The sequence below is a fragment of the Paractinoplanes maris genome (assembly GCF_023544465.1).
Taxonomy (GTDB): Bacteria; Actinomycetota; Actinomycetes; order Mycobacteriales; family Micromonosporaceae; genus Actinoplanes; species Actinoplanes maris.
In genome coordinates this window covers 232,439-257,141 of the sequence record NZ_JALPVL010000003.1, presented here as the reverse complement: position 1 = coordinate 257,141, position 24,703 = coordinate 232,439, and the positions used below count along the sequence as shown (strand labels likewise).

Genomic DNA, 24,703 nt, shown 5'->3' with positions numbered 1-24,703 from the left:
GCCTGCATCCCTGGATGCATCCACACGGTCATTCCTGGCATCCGTTCGGTCGTACACGGTCGAGTCGATGGCAGCTGACCTGCGAAGACGCAGGTCACAATGTTCGCCATGAAGATGTACGACATCTCCGGTTGGAGCCACCGCCTGCTCTGGGGCGCCCCGGTCGACATCAGCCGCTTCGCCGCACCGCGGGTGGCGACCGTGCCGGTGACCGCGGCCACGGCCACCGGCGCGGTCACCGCCGGCCGGGGCCAGGATCTCGCCCTCACTCTGCGCGACGGCTCCGACGTCCGGGCGGTCAACGCGCTGCTCGACCGCGAGGTCAAGGTGTCCCGGCTCGACGCGGCCACCGTCGTGGTCCCGGCCGCCGCGCGGCGTCAGGCCGAGGAGGTGGCCGGCCTCTTCGGCGTACGCTTCGAGGCCGCGCGCCGAGCTCCGACCGGCGCCCTTATGGCCAAGCCGGTGCTGGCCGGCGCGGTGGCCGCCGACGAGCTCTTCGTGCTGCGGGAGATGGGCTTCGAGGTGCGGCCCGTCTCGACCGCCCTGCTGAACGCGGGTGCGTCGCTGACCGGCGTGGACACGCTGGTCGTCTCGTCGGGTCTGAGCTACGCCCAGTTGAATGCCACCGGCCGGGCCACGGTCGACGCGTTCCTCGCCGGGGGCGGCGGAGTCGTCACCCGCGGCGCCACCGGCGCCGGCTTCAACGCCGCCACCGCCCTGCTCCCGGCCAGCGCGGTCACCGGCCGCGGCGACGCCAACGGGGTGGTGGCCGTCGACAACACCGGCCCGGTCGTCGGGGCCGGCTCCCAGCCGAACTCCTTCGTCTACTCCCCGCTCTGGTTCACCGGCACCGGTTTCACCGTCGAACAGCGCTACGCCGCCACCGACCCGCTGGTCGCCGGTCACTGGCTGCCGAGCGCACCCGGCGTCGGCGGCCCGGATCAGGCCGCCGGTCAGGCGGCCGTCATCTCCGGCACCACGACGGCCGGCGGCCGGGCCGTTCTGTTCGGCACCGAGCCCCTCTTCCGGGCCCACCCCAAGGGGCTTTACGCCCAGGTCGCCCGCGCCCTCTATTGGACGGCCGATTGAGGCGGGTCTCAGCCGGCCCGGCGATAGCGGATGTGGGTGCTCAGCGGTGAGTGCAGGACCTCGACGGGCTCGAAGCCGAAGGACTCCACGCCGTCGAAGATGCGCTCGCCCGAACCGAGCAGGACCGGGGCGATGTCGAGGGTGAGCTCGTCGATCACCCCGGCGATCAGCGCCTGCCGGACGGTCGACGCCCCGCCGGCGATGTCCACGCCCTGGTCACCGGCGGCCTCGCGCGCCGCGGCATAGGCGGCGTCGAAGCCCCCGGTGACGAAGTGGAAGGTCGTCCCGCCCTCCATCGGGATCGGGTCGTGGGCGTGATGGGTCAGCACGAACACCGGTGCGTGATACGGCGGCTCGGCGCCCCACCAGCCGCTCCACTCCTCGGCCCAGTCGCCGCGGATGGGGCCGAACATGTTGCGACCCATCACATAGGCACCCCGGGGGCGCATGAGCCACCCGGCCGCGACCCGGTCGGCGTCGGTGGTCCGCGGGTCGCCGATGTGCCAGCCGTGCAGCTCCCGCCCCCGCCGGCCCAGCGGGTTGTCGCGGCTCTGGTCCGGCCCGGCGACGAAGCCGTCCAGCGAGATCGACATGTGGCAAGTGGTGTCCGGCACGCGGACCTCCTGGTGATCGTGTCGGCTAGCGGTCCAGCGGACGCTAACAGCAGGGTCCGACAAGGTGCGGCCTCACGGCGCGTCGACCGTCACCGGCTGCACCGTGGCGAACGGGGCGCTCAGCAAACCGGCCGGGGTCTGCACCTGGTAGCGGCTGCGGCCCCGCTTCATGACGGTGCCGACCAGGCCGTGGTATTTGCCGGCGCCGGTCAGCCGCACCTGCTCGCCGACCCGCACCGGTCGCGTCGCGGGGGCCGACGGGGCCGGGCGCTCGAGCAGGCGGGCCAGTTCACTGCGGTAACGCGGGTGCATCACCGCCTCGCGACCCTGGTGGGTCCAGGTGTAACGGGCCGACACGTCGAAGCCGGTCGAGCAGCTCGGGCAGGAGCGGACCCGGATGGGGCGCCGGTGAGCCGTGACCCGGTGACCGGCCGGGCAGATGCCCTCCCAGGCGCCCTCGGCCCGGGGCGCGTCGGCCGGCACGCAGCGGGCCGCCGAGCAGCCGATCCGCCGCGCGGTGGCCCGCCACACCCGGTCGTGGGCGTGCCCCGGGCCGGCCAGGGCGTGCGCGATCTCGTGCAGGATCGTGTCGGTGACCTGCTCGACCGGGTGCAACGCGGTCAGGACGCGGGACAGGCCGATCGTCCGGCGGTCGAAGTGGCACACCCCGGCCCGGGTGCGGGCGTTGTCGAACACCAGGCGCCAGCCGGTCAGCCCGTGCTGGTTCATCAGGTCGGCGGCGAGCTCTCTCGCGTCGGCCACGTCCACGTTCGGTACTCCGGTTCGTCAGTGCAGCATTCCGGCCGCGTACAGCAGCTCACCCAGATCGGCCACGCACTCGCCGGTCCAGACCACCGAGCCCGCCGCGACCACGACCGGGACGGCGACCAGCGTGAGCAGGCGGGCGGCGTAGCGCGGGGCCAGCAGCGAAGCTACCCGCCGCGGGACCACACCGGCACCTCGCAGATCCTGCCGGCCGGGCGCCATCGACAGACCCAGGCGGGCGTGCGAGGCGCGCAACGCGGCCGCGCCGATGGCCCGGGCGACGACGCGCCGGTCGCCGAGCTGCTCGGCCGCGCGCTCGTCGGCGGCCCGCTCGACCAGGAAGTCGATCCGGCGGGTCAGCCACCAGAAGATCGGGTGCACGGCGGCGGCCATCCGGGCCAGCAGCACGAGCGCGTGGTGCCGGGAGTCGAGGTGCGCGCGCTCGTGGGCCAGCAGCGCGCTGTACTGCTGGTCGTCGAGCACCTCGCGCATGCCGGTGGTGACCACGACCCGGCCCGGCGGCCCGGGCACGGCGAACGCCTCGGCCCGGGTGTCGTCGATCATCGTGACCCGATCGTCGTCGACCGGGAGGCCGCGGAAGGCGTGGGCCACCGACAGCTCCCGGCGGTGCAACCACCAGATGCGGACCATGCCGCCCACCGACGCCAGCAGGAGCACCGCCGACAACGCGGACACCCAGGGCTCCCGCTCGGTGTCGGCCCGCACCACCGCGTCGGAGTAGCCCAGCGACACCCCCACGGCGGGGATCTCGGCCACGGCCTTGAGCGCGAACGCGGACAGGCTGATCAGACAGGCGGCCGACGCCGTGACGATCGACAGCACGAGCACGGTCACCGCGGCCTCGGGGCGCAGGCGGTCGGCCAGCCACCGCACGGCCAGGGCGACCAGCACGGGACAAACCACGACGGAGACCACGAAGTGGTCGAACATGTCGCCTCCTTCCGCCGGCACCACAATCTCACACCGGCGGCGGTGGACCTGAAGCGTGCTTCAGGTCATACGGTGTGGCCATGGGGGTCATCCACGGTCACGTACGGGTCTTCTACCAGCTCCTGGTCAACACGTTGCTCGTGTCGGTCACCAATTACACAGTCTGGTTCGCGATCACGTTCTACACCTACCTGGAGACCCGCTCGGTCTTCGCCACCGGGGTCATCTCCGGCATCTTCCTGGTGATGACCGCCCTGACCGGCATCTGGTTCGGCAGCCTTGTCGACAACCACCCCAAAAAGCTGATGATGCAGATCTCGTCCGGGGTGTCGCTGGCGCTCTACGCAGCGGCGCTGGTCCTCTATCAGGCCATGCCGCGGTCGTCGTTCCGCGACCCGGCCGGTGTGCCGTTGTGGGTCCTGGTCGTGCTGCTCATGGTCGGGGTGATCGCGGGCAACATCCGGACGATCGTCCTGCCGACCATGGTGACGGCGCTCATTTCGGCAGGGACGCGCGACCGGGCCAACGGTCTGTTGGGCACTGCCTCGGGCGTGTCGTTCCTGGTCACCTCGGTGATCAGCGGGCTGCTGGTGGCGCTGGGCGGGATGTTCTGGGTTCTGGTGGTCGCTTTGGTGGTGCTCGGCCTGTCGGTTGCGCATCTGAGTTTCGTACGGGTCCCGGCCGGACCGATCGAGGCGTCCACGTCGCCGGAACTCCCGGCCGGCATCACCGCGGCCGCCTCGCCGGCTGCTTCCCCCGCCGGTGCCTCCGCGGCCGGGGCGGGCAAGATCGATCTGCGGGGCACGATCCGGGTGATCAGCTCGGTGCCCGGATTGCCGGCGCTGATCGTCTTCTCGGCGTTCAACAACCTGCTCGGCGGCGTCTTCATGGCGCTGCTCGACGCGTACGGCCTCTCGATGATGTCGGTGCAGGGCTGGGGTCTGCTGTGGGGCGTGCTGAGCACCGGCTTCATCGTCGGTGGCCTGCTGGTCTCGCGCACGGGTCTGGGTCGCAACCCGGTCCGGGTCCTGCTCCTGGTCAACATCGTCTGCTGGGGCGTGACCCTGCTGTTCCCGCTGCGCGAGTCGGTCGTCTGGCTGGCCGCCGGTCTGTATCTCTACATGCTCGTCGTGCCCTACGCCGAGGCCGCCGAGCAGACGATCCTGCAGAAGGTCGTCCCCTACGAGCGCCAGGGCCGGGTCTTCGGCTTCGCCCAGAGCGTCGAACAGGCCGCCTCCCCGCTGACCGCCTTCCTCATCTCCCCGATAGCCCAGTTCGTCTTCGTCCCGTTCATGACCGACGGCGCCGGCGCGCGGCTGATCGGCTCCTGGTTCGGCACCGGCGCCGCCCGCGGCCTGGCCCTGGTCTTCGTCCTGACCGGGGTCGTCGGCCTGATCGCCACCGCGATCGCCCTGCGCAGCCGCCCCTACCGCCGCCTGAGCAACCGCTACACCACCGCCGAGCCGGCCGTTGCCGGGTAGCGCCACCGGATCCCTTGCGCAGCCGCCCTTACCGCCGTCTGAGCAGGCGCTGCATCACCCCGGGCGGCCGCCGGTGTGGCGGCTCGAGCCGGACTCGCCCCGTCGGAAGCTGGTCGCGGTGGCGAACTGGTCGTCACGCCGGTAGCCGGTCGCCGTCGCGTCACTGGCAGGCGGTTCAGGCGTCCGGGCGGATGCCGCGGAGCACGTTGCGGAGCAGGGCGTCGACGAAGTCGGTGGTCAGGGGCTCGGCGGGCATCAGCAGGCGGTGGTAGCAGGCCCCCCACAGTTGGTCGACGACCACCTGGGGGTCCACGTCGCGGGCTATCTGGCCGGCCTCCTGGGCGGTGCGGAGGCGCTCGACGGCCAGGGTCCGGCGGGGGCGGGTGTACTGCTCCTCCAGGACGGCGGCCAGATCCGGGTCGGACCGGGCGGCGCCGACCAGCGCGGCGATCACCGGGCCGCCACGGTCGGCGGTCAGGAGGCGTACGAAGGAACGCAGTTGACTCCGCAGGTCGCGCTCGATGTCGCCGGTGTCGTCGAAGGCCAGCCGGGTCTCGACGGCCGCGAAGTAGGCCTCGAAGGCGAGTGCGCCGGGGGAGGGCCACCACTTGTAGAGCGTCATCTTGCTGACGCCGGCCCGCTGCGCCACCTTGTCGAAGGTCACCCCGGCCAGGTTGCCGCTTTCGAAGAGCATCTCGCCGGCCGCGGCCAGGGCGGCACCACGCACCACCTCGGCGGGACGACGGCCGCGGCCACGACGGAGCCCGTTCTGCGTGTCACTCACGCTTGCAGTATATGGACAAGGCGTCTACATTCAAATGGACAGGTTGTCTACAAGACTGAAGGATGGTCACCATGAGCAGGGTTGCGATCGTCACCGGCGGCTCGGGCGGCATCGGCCGGGCGGTGGCCGAGCGTCTCGCCGCCGACGGCATGGCCGTGGTCGTGCACTACGCCGGCAACCGGGAGCGGGCCGAGGAGGTCGTCGCCAAGATCACGGCGGACGGTGGTCAGGCCGTCGCCTTGGGCGGGGACGTCGCCGACGAGGAGGCGATGACCGCGCTCTTCGACGAGACGGAGCGGCGCTTCGGCGGGGTGGACGTCGTGGCCAACCCGGCCGGCATCATGCTGCTGGCCCCGCTGGCCGAGATGAAGCTGGACGACTTCGATCGCATGCTTCGCATCAATGTCCGCGGCACCTTCATCATCTCGCAGCTGGCGGCCCGCCGGCTGCGCGCGGGTGGCGCGCTCATCAACTTCTCGACCTCGGTGATGCGGCTCCAGCAGCCGACGTATGCGGGCTACACCGCCACCAAGGGCGCGGTCGAGGCGATGACGCTGATCCTGGCCCGCGAGCTGGGCGGCCGCGACATCACGGTCAACACGGTGGGGCCCGGCCCGACCGCGACGCCGCTCTTCCTCGACGGCAAGCCGCAGGAGATCGTCGACCGGATCGCTTCGGCCAACCCGTTCGGGCGCATCGCGACCCCCGAGGACATCGCGGGCACCGTCGCCTTCCTGGCCGGCCCCGACGGCCGCTGGACCAACGGCCAGATCCTGTACGCCAACGGTGGCACCGCCTGAGCCGCCGGTTGCTCCTTGCGCGTCGTTCCTCGGCTGTTCCCTGCGCGGTCGTCCGCCGGCTGCTCTGGGCGTCGTCCCTCGGCTGGCCCTGCGCGTCGTCTCGGCTGCTCCTCAGACGCGGAACAGGCCGAGGTCCACGGCCGCGGCGAGCGCCTCCATCCCGGCGTCGTTGGGGTGGAGGTGGTCGCCGGTGTCGTAGCGGCTGTCGTACCGCGTCGGGTCGCTCTGGTCGTGGGTGGCGGTGTCGAAGTCGATGACCCCGTCGCAGCCGCTCCCGTCGCCCTTGATGAAGTCGTTCAGCGCGTCGCGCCCGGCCTCGCCCTCGTCGTTCCAGTAACCCGCACCCTTGTACGGCGTCAGGGTCGCGCAATAGATCTTGATGCCCGCGTCGTGGCTGCGCTGGATCAGCTGCTGCAGGGCGGCGATCAGCTCCTCGCCCCCGGGCGGGCGGTCGCCGCCGAGGTCGTTGATCGCGGCATCCGAGAAGATCACCCATTTGACGCCGGTCTGCTGCACGACATCCCGGTCGAAGCGGTTGAGGGCGCTCTGCCCCGCACCGTCCTGGGTCAGCATGTTGCCGCTGATGCCGGCGTTGAGCACGCCGACCGTACGGTTGGCGCCGACCAGCCGCCGGGCGAGCTGGTCGGGCCAGCGACGGTTCTCGTTGAAGGTCGAGTCGAAGCCGTCGGTGATCGAGGCGCCGAGCGTGACGACCGCACCCTCGGACTCGGCGTTGCGCACGTCGATGCCGGCCAGGAAGGCGTAGTTGTCGAAGGTGCGCACCCCCGACAGCGAGGCCTTCGTGCTCTGGTTGCCGGCGGCGACGTAGTTGTTGCGGTTGGCGAACGCGTGCTGCGTCACCGATCCGATCCGCCGGGGGACGTAGGCGCTGACCGCGATGTCGCCGCCCGCGGGCAGCACGAACTCGACCGGGTCGCTCACCGCGGTCTGGCCGGCCTCGATGGTCACCGAGTCGCCGCCGTCGAACGTCACGTGCGCGTTCGTGCTCGCGTCGACCGTGCTGGTGCGCTGGTGAGCGGCGAGGTAGACGGCGCTGACAGTGAGCGGATCACTGCCGAACTCGTTGGAGAGCTTTATCCGTACGGTGTCGCCGCCGATGCTGGTGCGCATCACCTGCCGGACGGTCTGGCGCTCGAAAGCGGGCCCGCCGTTCTGCAAGGCCACCGCCCAGGTGCCCGTCCACGGCGTCTCGGCCGAGCCGGCTGACGGGGTGGGCTGAGCGGCCGCCGGGCCCGGGTCCGCCGCCGTCTCGTTGCTGCGGGACGAGTCGCGCCGGACGAACACCACCGCCGCCACGACGAGGACCACGAGGGCTGCCGAAAGCGCGAGCGTCGTCTTCCTGGTCCATTTCACCGCGCCCACGGTACTGGAGGCGTTCATCCTCTCCCGGTGCGCGTGACCTGGGAGATTCCTGACAGTACGACCTCGGCGTGACGCGGATCTCAGGCGTTCACGACGGCGTCCCTCCCGGTGCGGCATGCTGACGGGGTGACCGATCTGCGCGTGCTGACCGGCGGCGAGTCGTCGCCCACCTACCTGTTGCTGCACGGCCTCGGGGCGACGGCCGAGGTGTGGGCCGGACTCGCCGCGCTGCTGGGGGAGTCGACCTGGGTGGCACCGGATCTGCCCGGCCACGGCGGCTCGTCCCCACTCCCGTCCTACTCCTTCGCCGGCGTGGCCGCGGCGGTCGCCGAGCTCGTCGACCCGGGCGGGACGGTGATCGTCGGGCACTCGTTCGGCGGCGTTGTCGGGCTGCACCTGGCCGGCCGCCCCGGTGTGCTGGCCGTCGTGGGCGTCGGGATCAAATCCGACTGGTCGGCCGGCGAGCTGGCCAAGGCGGCCGAGATGGCGGCCCGGCCGGCGCCCAGCTACCCGACCCGTGAGGAGGCGGCGCAGCGCCACCTGCGGGTGGCCGGGCTGGACGGGTTGCTGTTCGAGGTGCCGCCGTCGGCTCTGGTCGAGACCGGTGACGGCTGGCGGCCCACCTTCGACCAGCGCGCGTTCGCCGTCGGTGACCCGCAGGTCGAGGCGCTGGTGGCGGCGTCACCGGTGCCGGTCGTGCTGGCCCGCGGTGAACACGACCAGATGGTGGCACCCGGGAGTGCCCCGATCGCGCTGCCCGGCCTCGGCCACAACGCCCACGTCGAGGACCCCGGCGCCCTGCTGACACTGCTGAGCCCGCCCCCGCTGAGCCCACCGGTCTGAGGCCGGCTGTCGGACTCGCCTCCGGCTTTCCGGCGTTTCCCCGGCTTTCGGGCGCGCCTGCGGCTTTCGGGCGTGCCTGCGGTTTTCGGGCGTGCCTTCAGCTTTTCGGGCGTGCCTTCAGCTTTTCGGGCGTGCCTCAGCGCTTGATGCCGATGACCGCGCCGTTGGCGCCGGGGGCATCGAAGTGGACGGTTTCGATGTCGGTGAAGCCGGCGGTACGCAGCCACGCGGCGTATTCGGCGTCGGAGTAATTGCGCCCGGCGACCGTCTCGACGAGCATGTTCATGCCCATCAGGGCGGCCGCGGGCGGGCCGGTGCGGTCGGCGTTCAGCAGCAGCTCCGAGATCACGACGCGGCCGTCGCGCGGCAGGGCCTCGTACGCCTGGGTCAGAAGCCTTTGATTGGTCGCCTCGTCCCAGTCGTGCAGAATCATGCTGAAGAGCACGACGTCGTGGCCCGCCGGCAGGCCCTCGCCGGTGAGGAAGTCGCCGGGCGCGGTGGCGATGCGGTCGCCGAGGCCGGCCCGGGCGACGTTGCCGGCCGCGATCTCGCAGACGTGCGGCAGGTCGAAGACGGTGGCACTCAGGTCGGGCAGCAAACGGCAGAGCTCGATCGGGTACGCCCCCGAGCCGCCACCGACGTCGAGCAGCCGCCTGCCGCCGCCGAGGTCGACGTGCTGCGCGAGGGCCTTGGCGGTGAAGATGGAGGTCGAATACATGGCGCCCCAGAAGCTTTCGAGCATCCGCGGGTCGGCCGTGTCGAACATGGACTCCTGCGACGCCGGATCCCAGGTGAGCGGGCGATCGGTGCGCAACGCCTCGCCGATCCGGTGCCAAGGCAGATAAGTGCGCTGATCGCAGTAGGCGACCTGGCCACCGAAGTAGTACGGCTTGCCCTTGACCAGGAACTCCTCGGCCAGCGCGGAGTTGCGGTAGCCGTCCCCGTCGCGGGTCAGCAGCCCCAGTGAGGCGCAGGCGGCGAGCAGCAGATCGGCCGGCCGTTCCGGCAGGCCCAACTCGGCCTCCGCGTCGGCGACGGTGATCACCTGCCCGCCGGCGAGCCGGGTGAAGAGCTCCAGCTCCACCGCCGCCGCGAACGTCTTGAAACTCCAGAACCCCGTGACCAGCCCCATCAGAGGCGTCGGCGTCAGCATGTCCATGGATCGACGATCTTAGTTGGCCGATTAATCGCTGTCCCGGCGGGCGGGCGGCTGGCTAGTCTGGCCGACTTCCCAAAATCTGGAGGTAACGATGACTGAGTACCCGCCCGAGATCACGCAGCGGCTCCTCGGGACGCCGGAGCAGAACGCGTCGGGGCTCGTGGGGGAGTGGCCCCGGCGGTGGTCGTCGATCGTCATCGAGGACTACGACCCGGGGTGGGTGGAGCGTTATGCCGACGCCCGGGCCGCGATCGTGGCGGCGCTGGGCGAGCGGGTCGTCGGTCTCGAGCACGTGGGGTCCACGTCGGTGCCGGGTCTGGCGGCCAAGCCGGTCATCGACATCGACCTGTTGCTGGCCGACTCGGCGGAGGAGTCGGTCTATGTGCCCCCGCTGGCTCCCCTCGGCTACCGCCTGCTGCTCCGGGAGCCGTGGTGGTACGGCCATCGCATGCTGATCGGCGGCGACGACGACATCCATCTGCACGTGTGGCCCCGCGACGCCCCCGAGCCGATCCGCCACCGCCTCCTCCGCGACTGGCTCCGCACCCACCCGGAGGACCGCGACCTGTACGCCGACACCAAGCGCCGCCTGGCCCGCGAGCAGTCTTCCGACTACACGATGGCCAAGAGTGACGTGATCGACCAGATCTTCGCCCGCATCTTCGCCCAGCCGAACACGAGTCCGCTCAGCTAGAAAGCGCAACCGCCTGATCGAAGCGCGCGAACGCTCAGCGGGTTGAGCGTTCGTGGGGCGGGTTGCGCGCCCGCTCAGCGGGTTGTGCCTTCGCGCACGACAGGTCGCGCGTTCGCCTTGCGGGTTGAGCGTTCGTGCGGCCGGTTGAGCGTTCATGCGCCGGTGTGGCGCTGTTCCGCAGCGTCGGGGGCGGGCCGGTGGGACCCATCCGTCGCGGATTGGGAGGGCAAGCCCGGTGCTCTTGCTCAACGGGTTGAGCGTTCGTGGGGTGGGTGGGGTCGCGCATTTGCTCAGCGGGGTGAGCGTTCGTGGGGCGGGTTGCGCGTTCGCTCAGCGGGAGTGCGCGTCGGCTCGGTTGGATGCGTGTTCACTCAGCGGGCTGCGCACCTCTTCAGCGACTGCGTGTTCGAGGGGCGGGATGGATACTCGCTCAGCGGGGTGCGCGTTTGAGTAGCGGGTTGCGGAGGGATGGGTCAGGCCTCCGCGACTGCCAGGTAGAAGGTGAAGCTGGCGGTCACGGGGCCTGCCTTCAGGCGATGCAACCACGCTTCCGCGCGGGGCTGGGGGATGTCGCCGTTGGCTACGGCTCGGCTGGAGTTCCGGGTCAGGCCCAGGATGCGGTCGGCTGTCGGGAAGTCGTGGAAGACGATGGGGGTCGGCTCCACGGTGCGGATGTGGAAGCCGGCCCGGGTGCACAAGCCGGCCAGGTCGCGGCCCAGGGTGGGGTTGCGGACCTGGCCTGCGTTGAAGCGGGCGAAAGCCTGACTGGTGTCCTCGTCCGGGTCGGCGACGGTGAGGGTGTCCCAGTCGGGCTCGGCCAGACCGACGAGGCCACCAGGACGCAGCACTCGGCGTACTTCCGCGACCGCGGCCGGGGGCTCGGCGACATGTTGGAGTACCCGGTCGACTCGTGCGCGATCGACGCTGTCATCCGGGAGCGGCAACGCGAGCAGATCGGCCTGCCGGATGTCGGCCTGTGGATGGCGGCGCTTCGCCTCCTCGACCATCCGCGGATCGCGGTCGACTCCGATCACCCGTCCGTGGTTGTGCACAGCCTTGGCCAGCGACCGCAGATCGGTGCCCGGCCCGCAACCGATGTCCACAACGGTTTGGTCCGGGGTTATGCACAGCAGTTCCAGCAGCCGCCGCTTGTAGGCCGTTCCGGCGTCGGTGGCGGCAGCGGCATCCAGGTATGTGATCTGGTCGGTCATCCACATACCCCATCAAGGCTTTCGAGGGATTCGGTGTCGGACCTGTGGAGAACTCGCGAATTGTCAGCGCAGCCGGGATCGCGGTGTGGGGGTCAGCCGGAGGCGCTGGGTCCGCACGCCGGGGATCGGAACGAGCGGTCCGGCATGACGGGTGAAGGACACGAAGGCGTGCTCGCCGGTGCGCACCGGCAGCGCGGGGAAAGTGTTCTCGGCGTACTCGGTCCGGCTGTAACCGAAGCCGGCCGCGGTGACCAGGCGGCCGCGCTCGTCGTCGGCGAAAGTGGCGTGCTGGCCGAGGTGGATGGTCGCGGTGATCAGGCGCTCGAGTTCGTTGTCAGCGACAGTGGTGTGCTGGCCGAGATGGTTCGTCGCGTTCTGCAGGTGGTCGCGCTCGTTGCTGGTGAGAGTGGCGTGCTGGTCGGGATGGTTGGTGGCGTTCTGCAGGTGCTCATGCCCGTTGCTGGTGAGAGTGGCGTGCTGGTCGGGATGGTCGGTGGCGTTCTGCAGGCGGTCGCGCTCGTCGTCGGTGAGAGTGGTGGGTTCGCCCAGATGGTTGGTGGCGGTGATTGGGCGAGCGGGTTCTTCGTTGGCGGACGCGGCGTGGGGGAGGGCTGGGCCGGGGCGTTCGGGGGTCGTTTCTGTTGGGTCGGGGAAACCGGGGAGGCCGTCCACTGGGCGCAGCAGCAGGACGTCGTTGCTGTCGATCATGGTGGCGTTGGCGGCGTCGCGGTATTCTTTCCAGACTGGGCCGCCGTAGAAGGCGGCCAGCGACTCTCGGCGCGACTCCATGTCGGGGAAGCTGCGCAGCCAGACGAAGCGGTCGGGAGCATCGAGATCGCGGAACTGGCCGATCACCGTGATCCCCGTCGCCTCCTGGGTTTCGACGAACTCGCGGTCGAACAACTCGATCAGCTCGTCGCGGCGGCGGGGATGCAGGGTGTACTGGCGCAGTTCGATGATCCGGTGCGTCATCGCGCAACCTCCAAGGTCTGTCGCAGCACGTCGGCGATCGTGGTCTGTGCGAGCTGGAGCCGGACGGCCTGCTCGACACCGCCGTAGAGCTCGTCGAGGACCGGCCGGATCCCGTGGCCGACCGGGCATTGCAGGTTGGGCTCGGTGTGGTGCAGCGCGAACTGCCGTGGCTGCTCGACCGCGTCGTAGACGTCCAGCAGCGTGATGCCCGACGCCGGCCGGGCGAGATGCCAGCCGGCGCCGGCCCGGTGACGCACGCCGACCAGCCCGGCCCGTCGCAGCTCGCCCAGGCTGCGGCGGATGACCACCGGGTTGGTGTTCACGCTCGCCGCCACCTGGTCCGAGGTCATCGGATCATCCCCGCGTTGCTCGGCCAGAGCCATCCACGTCAGTGCGTGGACAGCGATGGTGAGCCGGCTGTTCGCTGCCATGCTGTAACAGCTTTGGTTACAGCACGTCCGGCGTCAAGCGTTGGTCAGGACGACTTTGCCCGCGACCCGGCCGGCGGCGAGCCGGTGCATGGCGGTGGCGGCGTCGGCCAGTGGATAGGAACGTTCCAGTGGGGACGGGATCGTCAGCAGGGCAGCCAGGTCGTCGCGTCCGGCGAGCACGATGGGGGCGCGCAGGGTGTGCCCGATGAACGGGGAGACGGCCAGCGCCTTAAGGTTGCGTTCCAGGCCACCGAAGAAGCGGCCGCCCTGTTCGCCGCCGGCTATGCACAGGGTGCCCCGGGGTTTGAGCAGGGAGCGCAGCACGGCGAGCGGACGGTTGCCGGCGATATCCACAACCAGGTCGTAGGAACCGGTGATCGGCTCGCGGGTGTAGTCGATGACGCGGTCGGCGCCGAAACCCCGGACCGCCGCGACCTTCGCTGTGCTGCAGACCGCGGTCACCGTGTCACCCCGGGATTTGGCCAGCAGGACAGTGAAGGAGCCGACCCCACCGCCGGCGCCGATCACCAGCACGTCGCGGCCCTTATCCGTGACGGGGCCGAGCATGCGCAGCGCGGTCGCGCCCGAGGTCGGGATGGCGGCGGCCTGCTCGAAACTCAGATGAGCGGGCTTGTGGATGAGCCGGGCCGGCTTGGCGCGGGCGTATTCGGCCCAGCTGGAACTGCCGGCGCCGAAGACCTCGTCGCCGGGCTTGAAGCCGGTGACCGCCGAGCCGGTGGCTTCGACCACGCCGGCCAGGTCCAGACCGGGAGTCTGCCGGCGCGGGCGCCGCGGCCCGAAGCCCAGGCGGGCGGCCAGCGGCAGGCCGGTCATCGCGTGCCAGGCGCCGCGGTCGACGCCGGCCGCCCGGACGCGTACGAGAAGCTCATCGGGTTTGATCGTGGGCGTGGGCACGTCGGCCAGACGCAGGACGTCGGCATCGCCGTAGGTGTTGTGGACAATGGCCTTCACGATGGCTCCTCCACAGGGTATTGAAATACGTCGTCGAGGCCGACTCCGAAGACCCGCGCGATGCGGAACGCCGTCTCCAGCGACGGTGAGTACCGGCCCTGCTCGATGGCGATCACGGTCTGCCGGGTGACGCCGATGCGCTCGCCCAGCTCGGCCTGCGTCATCTCGCCGGCGGCGAAGCGCAGCGCCCGGATCTCGTTGGTGATGCGGGTCGGCTTCACCACGGGTGGAAGCCGCGGCGGTAGGCGAAGATCTTGGCGGTGGAGCCGAGCACCGCGGAGAGCACGAACGCCAGATAGATGACGTTGGCGATCCAGAAGTAGCGAGCCTCGAGCAGGGCGAGCACCATCGCCGCGACGGCGCCCGCGACGACCAGCGACTGACCGATGTGGTCGCCGAAGCGGCCGATCTCGCGGTCGCGCTGGTCGGCCTTCTGCCCACCGCCGGAGACGATGTCCACCGCGATGTTCACGACGATCGCGCCGCCCACTGTCCACAGGAGCGCCGGCGCATAGGCCGCGCCGGCAACTATCGAGGCGAGATAGACCGCGTACGCAAGGAGTCCGACGACGGCCAGGCTCCAGGCCCGCCGTTCTTCCGTTGTCATGCGCTCAAGGTAAAGAATTACCGACAGCAGGTCAAAGTTTATTTACATGATTCTCAGCCGCCCCTCAGCTCTGGAAGCCGGCCGAGGCGGTCGCGCCGGACTTCTGGGCGGGATGTGCTGTGGACAGAGCGGCCGACCTGCAACGTTCCCGACGGTCCGGTGACGCAACGCACGAGGCCTTAATCCGGGCTTCACAAAGGGCCGGACTGTTATCGGGGCCGACACGTACCGTGATTGAAGGGGACATGTCGGGCGATGAGGATCGCTGAGCATGAAGCCCATCCGGGTGGCCCATTGGGCCGCCGACCTGATCGAAGTGGCCGCGGTGTTCTTCGCTGTGGGCGCGGCTCACCTGTTTGTCACGCTGCTCGGTGAGCGGGCGCACGGGCCGCTGATGCTGACCGCCAGCGGGGTCATCGTCATCGCCGGGGCCCTGTTGCGCCGCCGATGGAAGAAGCGCCGGACGCCGGTGCCGCTCCGGCACGCCGCGCTGCCCGACCTGCTCGGCATTCCGGCCGGGCGCAGCGAGCTGATGCGGGTGCGCACCACGCTTCCGGACCGGCCGGGTACGCTCGCCGCGCTCAGCACCCGGCTGGCCGGGCGGGGCATCAACATCCTGGCCATCCAGATACACCCGGACGAGCACGGCGCGGTCGACGAGCTGCTGGTGGCCGTGCCGCCGGACCTGACCGCGGACGAGGTCGTGGCCGCGGTGACGGCCGGCGGCGGCGAGTTCACCGAGGCGAACCGGGCCGACGCGCACGACCTGGTCGACCCGGCGACCCGGGCCCTGACCGTGGCCCGGCACGCCACCACCGGCGCCATCACGCTGGACGACGCTGTGCACAGCCTGTTCGGCGCCGACCTCACGTCGGCTCGCCCGGCCGCCCCGGCGCACGTCGCCGCCCTGCACGATGCCGGCGGTGACGAACGCTTCCTGGTGCGGCGGTCGCCGGCTTTCACACCGACGGAGATCTCGCGGGCGCAGGCCCTGCTCGACCTCTGCGCAGGCCGTCAGCGGCGCCGGTCGACCCAGCCAAAGCAGTGATCGGCCCGAGCCGGTCGGCCCGGCCAAAGGTAGTGATCGGCCCGAGCCGGTCGGCCCGGCCAAAGGTAGTGATCGGCCCGAGCCGGTTGACCCGCCCAAGGCAGTGACCGACCGGCGCCCGTCGACCCGGCCGAGGCAGTGGCCGACGACCATCCCGCTAGGGTCGACCCCCATGGAGATCGACCTCGAGTCCCTCGCCGAGCGCATCGGGAACGCCCGCGTTGTCGCCATCGGTGAGTCGGCCCACTTCGTGCGCGAGTACCACGTACTCCGGAAGGTTTTGATCGAGTTCCTGCATCAGCGGCTCGGTTTCACGACGGTGGCGTTCGAGTCGGGTTTCAGCGAAGGCCTGGCCGTGCGGGATTGGATGCGGGACGGCGCCGGCGAACCGCCCGAGGACGGCATGACCTATCGCTTCGCGCGCTGTGCCGAGATGCGCGATCTGCTATGGATGATGAAACAGCGGGGGCTCGGCTACTGGGGTCTCGATCTGCCCGGTGATCTGGGGTCGATGGGTCCCGCGCTCGACCACCTCGATCGGCTCCCCGGGGCGCCCCGGCAAACCCTTTCCGACGTACGGCGGCTGGTCGCGAAATTCGCGTCGGCCTATACGATTCCGGCCTTCTCCGCGTACCGGGAAATGGCCCTCGTCGACCGTGACGCGCTGACGCTGGCCCTCGCCGAGCTGAGCGCCCGTTTCGCGGCCACCCCGGGCAGCCTGACCGCCGTCGCCCGGCACGAGCTGCGCCTGATCACGCTGCTCGACCAGATGCTGCGGGCCCAGGCCGCCGCCGTCGACGGCTCACCCGAGCACGCGCGCCTCAACATCCGCGACGGCGCGATGGCCCGCACCGCCGAGTGGATTCTCGACCGCACCCCGGGCAAGGTGATCATCGCGGCCGCCAACTCGCACATCCAGCGCCGTCACCCCGCCTTCGACGTGCTCGGCACCCATCTGAGCGCGCTGCTCGGCGACGACTACGTGGCGATCGGCGTGACGTGCGAGGGCGGCCGCGTCGCGACCCGGCGGCTCGCGCCCGACGCTCCGGCGATGGCGAAAACCGTGGAGGTCGAGCTCGAGCCGCCGGTCGAGGGGAGCATCGAGGCGGCGATCGCGGGTGGTCGTCCCACGATCGCCGACCCCGGCCGCTTCGGCGCCGACCGGATCAGGCTGCTCGAGACGTACGCCGAGGGGCCGGTCGCCGAGGCGTTCGACCTGGTGGCGTGCGTGCCGGTGAGCACCCCGACCGAGCAGGCGGTCTGGTCGGGTTACTAGCTGAACCGGCCAGCGATCCAGTCGCCGACCAGCGTCGTGCTCTGGAAGACCGCGCCGTCGTGGGTGGCGCCGTCCAGCTCGACGAACTGCACCGGCTCGTTGTACGCGCTGAGCTGGGTCAGCAGCGGGCCGGCCGTGATCACGTACGGCACTGCCTCGTCCGCCGTGCCCTGAACGAGCAGGATCGGGGCGCTCGGGGCCTTCTGGGCCGGGTTGGCGGTGCGGGACAGCTTGGTGATCACCGAGGCCGGCAGGGCCCCGCCGACGAGCAGTTCCGAGGCGGTCAGATTCTCGTACGCGGTGAGGATCTGAGTGAGGCAGCCGGACTGCAGCACTCCGGTGCGCTGCCGGGCCGGCGCGGCCAGCAGGGTGTTCGGGTTGACCGTCGGGTCCACCGCCTGCAGCCCGAACAGCGCCATCACCAGGTAACCCTGGGCCGGTGTGCCCGGGATGAGCGGCGCGAACAGGTCGGCGTTGGAGACCGGGGCGATCGCCGAGACCCCGCGCAACGTCAGCGCGCCGTCGTAGGAGGGCGCCAGCTCATTGGCGAACAGTGCGCCCTGACCGCCCTGCGAGTGACCGTCGATGACGTACTGATTGCTGAGCGCGGCGTCAAGGTTCTTGGCCGCCTTGGCACTGTCGATCATCGAGCGGGCCGCGCTGGCCCCGACCAGATAGGGGTGGGCCAGCGGAGAGCCCAGCCCGGGGTAGTCGGGCGCGGCGACCGTCCAGCCCCGCCGCAGCAGCTCGGCGATGGCGGCCCGGGCCTCGGGCCAGAACACCGCCTGACTCGCCGACGGTGCGCACTGGTCGGCCAGGCCGGTGGTGCCGTGTCCCCACACGACGATGCGGTTCTTCTTGTTCGTCTTGGGAGTGAGGATCAGCCCGGTCGCGGTGATCGGCAGATTGCTGGTATTGGTCGACAGATACGACAGTCGCTTGCCGTTCGCGAGCGGTGCCAATTCCGCCGGAAGGGTCGCCGTGGCAGTGGTGAGAACGGTTCCCGACAGAACCGCGGCCCGGGCCGGGCGACCGGGGAGAAGCGCGGCGGAAAGGGCGAGAATCGTCACCAGGACCATGACGAAATGGCGCCTTATCAGGGCAGGGTTCATCGATGTTTCCTTTCGAAAGGAGCGCGAAAACGCGCAGCGTCGTGCGCGCCGCGGACAGGGGCCGTCCGCGGCGCGACGTGAGGTGTGGGGCGCGGCATCGGAACTCGGGCCTGGTCAGGGGGGCACCAGGCCCGAGTGTTCCGGGCGCGGGGTGTTACGGGCGGTGAAGGTGGAGCGGGGGAGCCGGCTAGCGCGTGGTGGCGAAGTGGTCGGCCACGCGACGGAGGGCGGCGACGGTCTCGGCGTCACGGCGCTCGTCGTCCTGGGTGGGCCACGCGCTGCACTTCACGATCACGACCTCGGCGGACGGATCGACGTAGAGATACTGGCCGTGCACACCGAGACCGGTGAAGGCGTTGAAGCTCTCGGGCCCGAGGGTCCACCACTGGTTGGCGTAACCGTAGTGGGCGTAGCCGCTGGGCCCGAGTGCGCCCACCGCCAGCTGGGGCCGATCGTTCCCGCGGCTGCGGCGCACCCACTCCTGGGGCACGATCTGCTCGCCGCCGGCCACCCCGTCGTTGGTCATGAGCAGGCCGATGCGGGCGACGTCACGGGCGGTCGCGTTGAACGAGCCGGCGCCGATCGCCGTGCGCGGCTTGCCGCGGGTGAGCCAGTAGTACGCGTCCCGGTCGCAGCCCAGCTTCTGCCAGAGGCGCTCCGACGCGTACGCCGCCAGGCTCTGTCCGGTGGCCGCCTCGAGCACCCAGCCGAGGATCTGGGTGTCGAAGGTCGAATAGTTGAAGCGCTCACCAGCCGGCGCGGTCCGCGTTGCCGCGCGGACCACGTCGGCGATGTCGCCACCTCCCATCACGGCCTGCTCGAAGCGTTTGATGCCGCTGTCGGAGACCTCCCAGGTCTCCAGGTCGCCGACGCCCGTGGTCATGTCGAGCAGCTCGGCGATCGTGTTCTCCTCGTACGCCGTGCCGAGGAAGTCCGGGCGGTAGTCGGTGATCCGGTCCTTCTCGCTCCCGATCACGCCGTCGTGGATCGCGACGCCGACCAGGATCGACATCACCGACTTGGACAGCGAGAACAGCTGCATGCGCGAGCGCGGGCCGGTGAAGGCGCCGGGGTAGGACTCGTGCACGATCGCGCCCCGGTGGAGCACCACGAACGCGGTGGTGTGGGTGCGCCGGTGCAGCTCGGCCAGGGTGTGGTCGTGCTCCTCGAAGCGGTAGGTCAGGGAAAGCGGCTGGTGGTCGACCGGCAGGGGAAGCTCGGTGGCACCGCGGGCGACCCGCTCGGTGGGCATCAGCCAATTCATGTGGGTGAAGGTCCACTCGTTGAACGGCCGGCGCATGATCAGATCGCCTTGCTTGTCCCACCAGGATGGTTCGCGGGAGGCGGCAGGCCTCTCCGTGGTGCTCGTCATCTTTGTCCCCCGTTATCGGCCGCTCGTTCGAATACTTCGCGCAAGGTCAGTCCGGATGGTGCGTCGATGGGCTCGAGGTACGCGGCCATCAGGCCGAGCACACCCTTGCCGACCAAGTTCTCCGTGGGGCCGTGATCGGCGATGTCCACGCTGGGATCGCCCAGGTGCCGCACGGCCAGCCCCTCGGTGACCGCGGCCAGCAGATTGCTGAACTCCTGGATGGTGATGCCGGGACGCAGCCGGTAGCCGCGGGCGGCGATCGTCTCCTCGTAGATCTTCATCCACGGCTCGAGCGCCCCCGCGTAGTTGTTGGCGATCGAGTTGCGGATGCCGTCGTTGCGGTGTGCCGTCGCGACCATGATCAGCTGCAACTTGAACAGCGGCATGCGGCACAGCGCCATCAGCTCGTGGTAACTCGACCGGTCGACCGCGTCGACGAAGCTCTCGTCGGTGGCCAGCCAGTCGCCGCGCGTCTCGACGTCGGCCCCGTACTGCGGGTCGTAGTTGATGGCGTGCAGCATGAACGCGAGCAGGTCGTTCAGGTAGTCGTCGTGACTCGCCCACGTCGACCGGTAGGGGCCGGCGCCCTTCTGCCGCAGGAAGGGCAGCTCGAGCTCCTCCACCTCGGCCGAGAGCGCGCGCTCGGTCAGGAAGCTCAGACCGGACCAGTACTGCTTGCGGCCGTCACCCGTGGCCGTCGCCGGCCTCTGGGCGCCGAGGTTACGCTCGATGAGGTTGGCGCCCGCCTTGAGGTACGACGCCACCTTGAGCGAATTGACCAGGGCCGCGCGGGTCGACTCGCGCACCCCTTTGACCCGGGTGACGATCCCCGAGAAATCCGCGCAGTACGGGTAGGGCAGATCCTTCTTGCCGTACGTCATGGGTTTGATTGTTGTTGGAATCCTCGGACCTTCAAGTGCGCACGTGCGTAGTACTCGTAGGCTAGAACTTCGGGCATTAAGCACGCACAGTGCGTGAGCGCTTGATTGCGCTCCGCGACTTTCTCCAGCTCATCAGGGGTGCAGGGCTCGGAGGTACGCGGTGGCGAGCGTACGCCGCGTAGGGGTACCTGACTGTCCAAGTTGCGTCATCCGCGTGTCGAGGCGCTCGCGTTCCTCTTCCGTGAGGGCCGTCTCCATCGCCTCGCCGTAGGTCGGCGCCAGCGGATTGGGCGAAGCGTTCCGGAGCGCCGTCCAGTCGCCGATCGGCTCCGCGGGCACGTCCAGCTGCGCCCGGTAGTCGACCTCGACGCCGTCGAAACCGGCCTCGGCGGCCCAGCGCAGGAGGTCGCGCTCGTCGAAGTCGGTCATCGGGTTCTCGCCGCGCTTCGCGCCGTCCCGGTAGACCGCGACCACCTTGGCCAGCAGATCGGCCACCTCGGGGTCCCGCAGGCCGAACAGGCTGTCGGGCCGGTGCTCGAGCAGGAAGCGGTTGATCGGCTCGAAGATGGACAGCCGGCCGCCGGGGCGCAGGACCCGGAAGAACTCGTGGAAGGCGTCGGCCTTGCGCTCGCAATAGATCAGGACGGACCGGGTCGTGACGACGTCGACCGAAGCGTCCGGGACGGCCGACAGGTCCTCGGCCGAGGCGTGCACAAAGGTGCAGCGCGGGTCATCGGCGGCGCGGCGGCGGCATTCCTCGAGTCCCGCGTCCGAGACGTCGCTGAAGATGACGTGCCCGTCCGGGCCGAGCCGCTCGAGGGCGCCGAACGCGATCAGTCCGGTCCCGGCGCCCACGTCGAGCACGGTGTCGGCGGGCGAGAGCGACGCCCGGTCGAGGACCTCTTCCCGGAAGACCTCCAGCGCGGTGGCGTGTTCCGCCCGCAGAGCGGCGTTGCCGCCGTCGCGGCGGGTCAGCAGCCACCGCGTCCACTCGTCCGATGCCATCGGATCACCGTAGGGCACGTCATCTCTCGATGGGTGAGACATCCATCGGAGGCAATGGAAACGTGATCAGTGATGGGGTTTCGATGATGTCCCGAGTGTGTTGCCGCCGTGATCGGTCAGGCATCGAGAACGGTGGGCCCGGCCCAGAACGGCGTGCCCACCCACCCGGCCGGGATGACGGTCGGCCCGGCCCAGTTGCCGGTGGCGGTGGGCTTGCCGCGCCCGACCTGGACGACGGTCGGGCCCGCCCACCCGGACATGTGCAACGTCAGCCCCGCCTCGGTGCGCAACCGGCGCAGCTCGGCCACGAGAAGGTGCATCTCACTCATATCCATCGCGATTCCTTCCCCCGGATGTCCGCGACGGCGTTCATTGTGGACGCCTCCTCCGAGAACCGGGCGCCGCCCGCCTCACGCTGTCAGATCCAGGACATGCCGGATGCAGGGCTGACCTCCGCGTTCGACATCGCCGACCGGGACGAAACCGGTGGCCTTCAGGACGGCCCGCGAGGCGCCGTTGCGCACGGCGGCGTCGGCGATCAGGCGGGTAAGGCCGTACTCGTCGCGGGCGAGCGCGGTCACCCGCCGTACGCCGTCCTTGGCCACCCCGCGGCCCGCCACCGCCGCACCCACCCGGAAGCCCAGTTCGGCCGCGCCGTCGACGACGTCGACCAGGTTGAACCGGCCCACCACCGTGCCCTGGTCGTCGACCAGCACGTGGAAGTGGCAGACACCGTCCCGCTGCTCGGCCAGCAGGGCCACGTGCCGCTCGGCGAACCGGGCGAAGTAGTCGTCGCCGCGATCGGGCGCGGTCAGCGCGAAATACGCCCTGTTCTCCCGCTCGAACCGCAGCACCTCCGCCGCATGCCGCTCCGCCAGCCGCTCCAGCTCCACCGCTACTTCTCCCAGCCCGCTCTGCGCATGCTCTTGAAGTGAACCCCGGTTGAGGTCTTAGCCTCGCTTCACCCGTTGCGATCGGAGGCAATCACGTGACGACGCTGCTGCTGCCGGACGTCGAACTCGCAGGCCAACCGGCTGCCTACTGGACCGGCGTGGCCTACGAGTCCCTCATCACCTTCACCCGCGCTCGACAAGCCGAACTCGGTATGACGCAACCCCAATTCTGGCTGCTCCGCAACCTTTCCAAGAATGATCTCTCGCCGGATGGTGGCGGGAGGACCGTTCCTGAGCTCCGGCACGCGATGGCCTCGTACCTGAGGGACGAGGACGATCTGGACGCCGAAGCGGATGTCCTGGTCGAGCGCGGCTGGCTGACCCGAGACGAGAACGAGAGGGTGCGGATCACCGAGGCGGGGGAAAGTGCGCGTGTCGACCTCAGCCGGCACGCGCCGGCGATCCGAGCCCTCATCCACCAGGGCATCGATGACGCCGACTATGTTACCGCTCTCAAGGTCCTCCGGCAGCTGATTCGCAATACCGGCGGCTCGGCGTAGTGACCCCTGTCAGCCTCCCTGGCGCAGGGCGACGGCGGCTCGGACCAGGTCGGCGTTGCTGAGGGCGATGCCGCCGTCGGGCAGGAAGATCGAATCCTCGAAACCGACCCGGGTGTCGTGGCCGCGGCGGAAGGCGTCGCGGACCAGCGGCCACGTCCAGTCGTTCATGCCGTGGGTCAGCCGGGGGCAGGTCGAGCCGGCCTCGTCCAGGGCATCGTTGACCCGCTGGGCCACGGCCTCGGGCGGCCCCTCGAGGAAATAGGGCTCGCCGTTGTCGAGCTCGATGCTGACCCGGCTCGCGTGCGGCAGGAGGCCCGACGCCAGCAGGGCGGACATCTCGGCCGGCGACCACAACCCCACGTCGACGCCGATGCCGACGTCCAGCATCGCCCGCATGACCTGCTCGAACCCGTCCTCCGACAGGTTCACCGTGGCCACGTCGACGCCCTCCCACTCGCGGATCAGGGCGACCCGGTCGGCCACCTCGGGCACGATCCACGCCCCGGTGGTGAGCCCCACCTCGACCGGCCCGTCCGCGGCCTCGCGCACCCGGCGGCACGTCTCGTTGACCACCGCCGGATCCAGCGTCTCGATGCCCGACTCGTCGCGGACGTGCAGGTGGACGCCCGTCGCCCCGGCCGCGAAGCACTCGCGCACCTCGTCGACGACCTCGTCCATCGTCACCGGCATCGCCGGGTGCACGTCCTTGCCCCATGGCCCGTTCGGCGTCACCTGCAGCATGGTCATGACCCCAGATTGCCCGACGACGACCGCTGCCCGCCCGCCCGGGCGGCAGAAGCGCCGGCGGCGGCCGTGGGGGAGGACCCGGCGCGGGTCGCGGGCGACGGGCCGGCGCCGGCCTGGTCCGACGGGACCTCGCCACCCGAAACCGCCGTGAACGCGGCCCACGGCATGCGATCCACCGCGTCGGCTGTGCCGTCGTCGGCGATCGCGCGATAGGCCTGCGAGGCGGCCCGGGCGGCGGCGAGCAGGGCGGCCATCGGGTGGAGGACCAGCCGTACGCCCAGGGCCGCCAGGTCTTCGTCGGACAGCGCGGGTGCCGCGCCGGCGGCTTCCGAGCGGGACAGGACCAGCGGTACGCCGGGGAGCGCGGCCCGCAGGCGGAAGAGCTCCTCCGGCGTACGGATGCCGCCCGGTAGCACCGCGTCTGCGCCCGCCGCCGCGTACGCCCGGCCGCGCTCGATCACGGCGTCGAGCCCGCTCACCGCGTACGCGTCGGTCCGGGCGATCACCGCGACCCCGGGCGCCTGGCGGGCCAGCGCGGTGAGCCGGGCGCCGTCCGGATCGGTCACGACCAGGGCCGAGATCCCCGCGCGCTCGTAGGACAACGCTGTCCAGCCCGCGTCCCGCGCACTGTCGAAGCCCGCACCGGCGTCGGCCATCAGCGGCACCCCGCCGAGTGCCGGGCCCAGGGTGGCCGCCCGATCCGAGATCTGGGTGGCCGGCACGTTGCCGACGTCGGGGCGTCCCATCATGACCGCGGCCACCGCCGCCTTCGCGAGGTAGACCGCCCGGTGGCCCGCGTGCACCGCGAGCGTGGCGCTCAGCGGATCGAAGACACCCGGCACATGGGTGACGCGGGCGGCGGACAGCAGCTCTCGGAAGGCGTTCATGAACGACTATTTAACGCGGCACCGCCAACGGGCTGTCGTCGCGTCCCACCAGCAGCGCGGGCAGGGCGCGGGGGTGACCGTGAGCGGCGGGGGTTCGACGACTGCCCGTCGGCAGGGACGCCCACCGTTTGCTTTGCACTTGCCAAAACCTGTCCCTGGCGCAAAA

The 24,703-nt window shown here is 70.6% G+C and carries 28 protein-coding genes; 8 read left to right on the top strand and 20 right to left on the bottom strand.

Annotated elements, in window-relative coordinates; all coding sequences use genetic code 11:
- Positions 1-108: 108 nt before the first annotated feature.
- Complete coding sequence (locus NAG42_RS09930; protein ID WP_250029669.1) at positions 109-1,089, top strand: hypothetical protein; 981 nt, start codon at positions 109-111, stop codon at positions 1,087-1,089.
- An 8-nt stretch (positions 1,090-1,097) separates the two neighbouring features.
- On the opposite strand, the gene NAG42_RS09925 is transcribed toward NAG42_RS09930, so the two are convergent.
- From NAG42_RS09925 to NAG42_RS09915, 3 genes are all read right to left on the bottom strand, one after another.
- Entirely contained in the window at positions 1,098-1,703 is a 606-nt protein-coding gene (locus NAG42_RS09925) for a dihydrofolate reductase family protein (protein ID WP_250029667.1), read from the bottom strand.
- A gap of 72 nt (positions 1,704-1,775) precedes the next feature.
- Positions 1,776-2,465 (bottom strand): SprT-like domain-containing protein, encoded by a 690-nt coding sequence (locus NAG42_RS09920; protein ID WP_250029665.1) that lies wholly within the window; start codon positions 2,463-2,465, stop codon positions 1,776-1,778.
- Between the two features lie 24 nt (positions 2,466-2,489).
- Positions 2,490-3,419, bottom strand: a complete 930-nt coding sequence (locus NAG42_RS09915) for a M56 family metallopeptidase (RefSeq protein ID WP_250029664.1) — start codon at positions 3,417-3,419, stop codon at positions 2,490-2,492.
- 80 nt (positions 3,420-3,499) lie between these two features.
- Between NAG42_RS09915 and NAG42_RS09910 the strand changes: the two genes are divergently transcribed.
- Positions 3,500-4,900 (top strand): MFS transporter, encoded by a 1,401-nt coding sequence (locus NAG42_RS09910; RefSeq protein WP_250029662.1) that lies wholly within the window; start codon positions 3,500-3,502, stop codon positions 4,898-4,900.
- A gap of 175 nt (positions 4,901-5,075) precedes the next feature.
- On the opposite strand, the gene NAG42_RS09905 is transcribed toward NAG42_RS09910, so the two are convergent.
- Positions 5,076-5,684, bottom strand: coding sequence for a TetR/AcrR family transcriptional regulator (locus NAG42_RS09905; RefSeq protein WP_250029661.1), 609 nt, complete (start codon positions 5,682-5,684; stop codon positions 5,076-5,078).
- 62 nt (positions 5,685-5,746) lie between these two features.
- Here NAG42_RS09905 and NAG42_RS09900 point away from each other — a divergent pair, with 62 nt between their 5' ends.
- On the top strand, positions 5,747-6,484 hold the full coding sequence (locus tag NAG42_RS09900) for an SDR family oxidoreductase (RefSeq protein WP_438872386.1): 738 nt from the start codon (positions 5,747-5,749) through the stop codon (positions 6,482-6,484).
- A 111-nt stretch (positions 6,485-6,595) separates the two neighbouring features.
- On the opposite strand, the gene NAG42_RS09895 is transcribed toward NAG42_RS09900, so the two are convergent.
- Positions 6,596-7,858, bottom strand: a complete 1,263-nt coding sequence (locus NAG42_RS09895) for an SGNH/GDSL hydrolase family protein (protein ID WP_250029658.1) — start codon at positions 7,856-7,858, stop codon at positions 6,596-6,598.
- A 135-nt stretch (positions 7,859-7,993) separates the two neighbouring features.
- Here NAG42_RS09895 and NAG42_RS09890 point away from each other — a divergent pair, with 135 nt between their 5' ends.
- Positions 7,994-8,710: an alpha/beta fold hydrolase gene (locus NAG42_RS09890; protein ID WP_250029656.1), complete on the top strand. Its 717-nt coding sequence runs from the start codon at positions 7,994-7,996 to the stop codon at positions 8,708-8,710.
- 136 nt (positions 8,711-8,846) lie between these two features.
- Here the strand turns inward: NAG42_RS09890 and NAG42_RS09885 are convergent, their stop codons facing one another.
- A complete protein-coding gene (locus NAG42_RS09885; protein ID WP_250030324.1) occupies positions 8,847-9,863 on the bottom strand; it encodes a methyltransferase in 1,017 nt (338 codons plus the stop codon).
- Between the two features lie 97 nt (positions 9,864-9,960).
- On the opposite strand from NAG42_RS09885, the gene NAG42_RS09880 reads away from it, so the two are divergent.
- The gene (locus NAG42_RS09880; RefSeq protein ID WP_250029654.1) at positions 9,961-10,563 is read left to right on the top strand and encodes a GrpB family protein; all 603 of its coding nucleotides are present in this window, start codon (positions 9,961-9,963) and stop codon (positions 10,561-10,563) included.
- A 473-nt stretch (positions 10,564-11,036) separates the two neighbouring features.
- On the opposite strand, the gene NAG42_RS09875 is transcribed toward NAG42_RS09880, so the two are convergent.
- The 6 genes from NAG42_RS09875 to NAG42_RS09850 form a co-directional block, all read right to left on the bottom strand.
- Positions 11,037-11,774, bottom strand: coding sequence for a methyltransferase domain-containing protein (locus tag NAG42_RS09875; protein WP_250029652.1), 738 nt, complete (start codon positions 11,772-11,774; stop codon positions 11,037-11,039).
- A 63-nt stretch (positions 11,775-11,837) separates the two neighbouring features.
- Complete coding sequence (locus tag NAG42_RS09870; RefSeq protein ID WP_250029650.1) at positions 11,838-12,746, bottom strand: NIPSNAP family protein; 909 nt, start codon at positions 12,744-12,746, stop codon at positions 11,838-11,840.
- The gene (locus NAG42_RS09865) at positions 12,743-13,177 is read right to left on the bottom strand and encodes an Rrf2 family transcriptional regulator (protein WP_250029649.1); all 435 of its coding nucleotides are present in this window, start codon (positions 13,175-13,177) and stop codon (positions 12,743-12,745) included. Before NAG42_RS09865 ends, NAG42_RS09870 begins: the two co-directional genes overlap by 4 nt.
- A gap of 33 nt (positions 13,178-13,210) precedes the next feature.
- On the bottom strand, positions 13,211-14,149 hold the full coding sequence (locus NAG42_RS09860) for an NAD(P)-dependent alcohol dehydrogenase (protein WP_250029647.1): 939 nt from the start codon (positions 14,147-14,149) through the stop codon (positions 13,211-13,213).
- Positions 14,146-14,373, bottom strand: coding sequence for a helix-turn-helix transcriptional regulator (locus NAG42_RS09855; protein WP_369077096.1), 228 nt, complete (start codon positions 14,371-14,373; stop codon positions 14,146-14,148). The genes NAG42_RS09860 and NAG42_RS09855 overlap by 4 nt, the downstream gene beginning before the upstream one ends.
- Positions 14,367-14,756 carry a hypothetical protein gene (locus tag NAG42_RS09850; RefSeq protein ID WP_250029645.1) on the bottom strand — a complete coding sequence of 130 codons (390 nt, stop codon included), beginning with the start codon at positions 14,754-14,756 and terminating at the stop codon, positions 14,367-14,369. The genes NAG42_RS09855 and NAG42_RS09850 overlap by 7 nt, the downstream gene beginning before the upstream one ends.
- Positions 14,757-15,027: 271 nt before the next feature.
- Between NAG42_RS09850 and NAG42_RS09845 the strand changes: the two genes are divergently transcribed.
- Both NAG42_RS09845 and NAG42_RS09840 read left to right on the top strand, forming a co-directional pair.
- On the top strand, positions 15,028-15,804 hold the full coding sequence (locus NAG42_RS09845) for an ACT domain-containing protein (RefSeq protein ID WP_250029643.1): 777 nt from the start codon (positions 15,028-15,030) through the stop codon (positions 15,802-15,804).
- 172 nt (positions 15,805-15,976) lie between these two features.
- Positions 15,977-17,080 (top strand): erythromycin esterase family protein, encoded by a 1,104-nt coding sequence (locus NAG42_RS09840; RefSeq protein ID WP_250029641.1) that lies wholly within the window; start codon positions 15,977-15,979, stop codon positions 17,078-17,080.
- Here NAG42_RS09840 and NAG42_RS09835 read toward each other — a convergent pair.
- The 6 genes from NAG42_RS09835 to NAG42_RS09810 form a co-directional block, all read right to left on the bottom strand.
- Positions 17,077-18,192, bottom strand: coding sequence for an alpha/beta fold hydrolase (locus NAG42_RS09835; protein WP_250029639.1), 1,116 nt, complete (start codon positions 18,190-18,192; stop codon positions 17,077-17,079). The two genes, NAG42_RS09840 and NAG42_RS09835, sit on opposite strands and share 4 nt — an antisense overlap.
- 187 nt (positions 18,193-18,379) lie before the next feature.
- On the bottom strand, positions 18,380-19,564 hold the full coding sequence (locus tag NAG42_RS09830) for a serine hydrolase domain-containing protein (RefSeq protein WP_250029638.1): 1,185 nt from the start codon (positions 19,562-19,564) through the stop codon (positions 18,380-18,382).
- The gene (locus NAG42_RS09825) at positions 19,561-20,445 is read right to left on the bottom strand and encodes a hypothetical protein (protein WP_250029636.1); all 885 of its coding nucleotides are present in this window, start codon (positions 20,443-20,445) and stop codon (positions 19,561-19,563) included. The genes NAG42_RS09830 and NAG42_RS09825 overlap by 4 nt, the downstream gene beginning before the upstream one ends.
- 132 nt (positions 20,446-20,577) lie before the next feature.
- Positions 20,578-21,450: a class I SAM-dependent methyltransferase gene (locus NAG42_RS09820; RefSeq protein ID WP_250029634.1), complete on the bottom strand. Its 873-nt coding sequence runs from the start codon at positions 21,448-21,450 to the stop codon at positions 20,578-20,580.
- Between the two features lie 116 nt (positions 21,451-21,566).
- Complete coding sequence (locus tag NAG42_RS09815) at positions 21,567-21,785, bottom strand: hypothetical protein (protein ID WP_250029633.1); 219 nt, start codon at positions 21,783-21,785, stop codon at positions 21,567-21,569.
- A gap of 75 nt (positions 21,786-21,860) precedes the next feature.
- Positions 21,861-22,343: a GNAT family N-acetyltransferase gene (locus NAG42_RS09810; RefSeq protein WP_250029631.1), complete on the bottom strand. Its 483-nt coding sequence runs from the start codon at positions 22,341-22,343 to the stop codon at positions 21,861-21,863.
- A 95-nt stretch (positions 22,344-22,438) separates the two neighbouring features.
- On the opposite strand from NAG42_RS09810, the gene NAG42_RS09805 reads away from it, so the two are divergent.
- Positions 22,439-22,903: a winged helix DNA-binding protein gene (locus tag NAG42_RS09805; RefSeq protein ID WP_250029629.1), complete on the top strand. Its 465-nt coding sequence runs from the start codon at positions 22,439-22,441 to the stop codon at positions 22,901-22,903.
- A gap of 9 nt (positions 22,904-22,912) precedes the next feature.
- Here the strand turns inward: NAG42_RS09805 and NAG42_RS09800 are convergent, their stop codons facing one another.
- Both NAG42_RS09800 and NAG42_RS09795 read right to left on the bottom strand, forming a co-directional pair.
- Complete coding sequence (locus NAG42_RS09800; protein WP_250029628.1) at positions 22,913-23,650, bottom strand: 3-keto-5-aminohexanoate cleavage protein; 738 nt, start codon at positions 23,648-23,650, stop codon at positions 22,913-22,915.
- Complete coding sequence (locus tag NAG42_RS09795) at positions 23,647-24,537, bottom strand: isocitrate lyase/phosphoenolpyruvate mutase family protein (protein ID WP_250029626.1); 891 nt, start codon at positions 24,535-24,537, stop codon at positions 23,647-23,649. The genes NAG42_RS09800 and NAG42_RS09795 overlap by 4 nt, the downstream gene beginning before the upstream one ends.
- Positions 24,538-24,703: the final 166 nt, after the last annotated feature.

What these genes read in the sequence shown, in the direction of transcription:
- NAG42_RS09930 (WP_250029669.1), top strand. Translation starts at nt 109, where the DNA reads ATGAAGATGTACGACATCTCCGGTTGGAGCCACCGCCTGCTCTGGGGC.
- NAG42_RS09915 (WP_250029664.1), bottom strand. Translation starts at nt 3,419, where the DNA reads ATGTTCGACCACTTCGTGGTCTCCGTCGTGGTTTGTCCCGTGCTGGTC.
- NAG42_RS09910 (WP_250029662.1), top strand. Translation starts at nt 3,500, where the DNA reads ATGGGGGTCATCCACGGTCACGTACGGGTCTTCTACCAGCTCCTGGTC.
- NAG42_RS09900 (WP_438872386.1), top strand. Translation starts at nt 5,747, where the DNA reads ATGGTCACCATGAGCAGGGTTGCGATCGTCACCGGCGGCTCGGGCGGC.
- NAG42_RS09885 (WP_250030324.1), bottom strand. Translation starts at nt 9,863, where the DNA reads ATGCTGACGCCGACGCCTCTGATGGGGCTGGTCACGGGGTTCTGGAGT.
- NAG42_RS09880 (WP_250029654.1), top strand. Translation starts at nt 9,961, where the DNA reads ATGACTGAGTACCCGCCCGAGATCACGCAGCGGCTCCTCGGGACGCCG.
- NAG42_RS09875 (WP_250029652.1), bottom strand. Translation starts at nt 11,774, where the DNA reads ATGACCGACCAGATCACATACCTGGATGCCGCTGCCGCCACCGACGCC.
- NAG42_RS09870 (WP_250029650.1), bottom strand. Translation starts at nt 12,746, where the DNA reads ATGACGCACCGGATCATCGAACTGCGCCAGTACACCCTGCATCCCCGC.
- NAG42_RS09865 (WP_250029649.1), bottom strand. Translation starts at nt 13,177, where the DNA reads ATGGCAGCGAACAGCCGGCTCACCATCGCTGTCCACGCACTGACGTGG.
- NAG42_RS09850 (WP_250029645.1), bottom strand. Translation starts at nt 14,756, where the DNA reads ATGACAACGGAAGAACGGCGGGCCTGGAGCCTGGCCGTCGTCGGACTC.
- NAG42_RS09845 (WP_250029643.1), top strand. Translation starts at nt 15,028, where the DNA reads ATGAAGCCCATCCGGGTGGCCCATTGGGCCGCCGACCTGATCGAAGTG.
- NAG42_RS09840 (WP_250029641.1), top strand. Translation starts at nt 15,977, where the DNA reads ATGGAGATCGACCTCGAGTCCCTCGCCGAGCGCATCGGGAACGCCCGC.
- NAG42_RS09835 (WP_250029639.1), bottom strand. Translation starts at nt 18,192, where the DNA reads ATGAACCCTGCCCTGATAAGGCGCCATTTCGTCATGGTCCTGGTGACG.
- NAG42_RS09830 (WP_250029638.1), bottom strand. Translation starts at nt 19,564, where the DNA reads ATGACGAGCACCACGGAGAGGCCTGCCGCCTCCCGCGAACCATCCTGG.
- NAG42_RS09825 (WP_250029636.1), bottom strand. Translation starts at nt 20,445, where the DNA reads ATGACGTACGGCAAGAAGGATCTGCCCTACCCGTACTGCGCGGATTTC.
- NAG42_RS09820 (WP_250029634.1), bottom strand. Translation starts at nt 21,450, where the DNA reads ATGGCATCGGACGAGTGGACGCGGTGGCTGCTGACCCGCCGCGACGGC.
- NAG42_RS09815 (WP_250029633.1), bottom strand. Translation starts at nt 21,785, where the DNA reads ATGGATATGAGTGAGATGCACCTTCTCGTGGCCGAGCTGCGCCGGTTG.
- NAG42_RS09800 (WP_250029628.1), bottom strand. Translation starts at nt 23,650, where the DNA reads ATGACCATGCTGCAGGTGACGCCGAACGGGCCATGGGGCAAGGACGTG.
- NAG42_RS09795 (WP_250029626.1), bottom strand. Translation starts at nt 24,537, where the DNA reads ATGAACGCCTTCCGAGAGCTGCTGTCCGCCGCCCGCGTCACCCATGTG.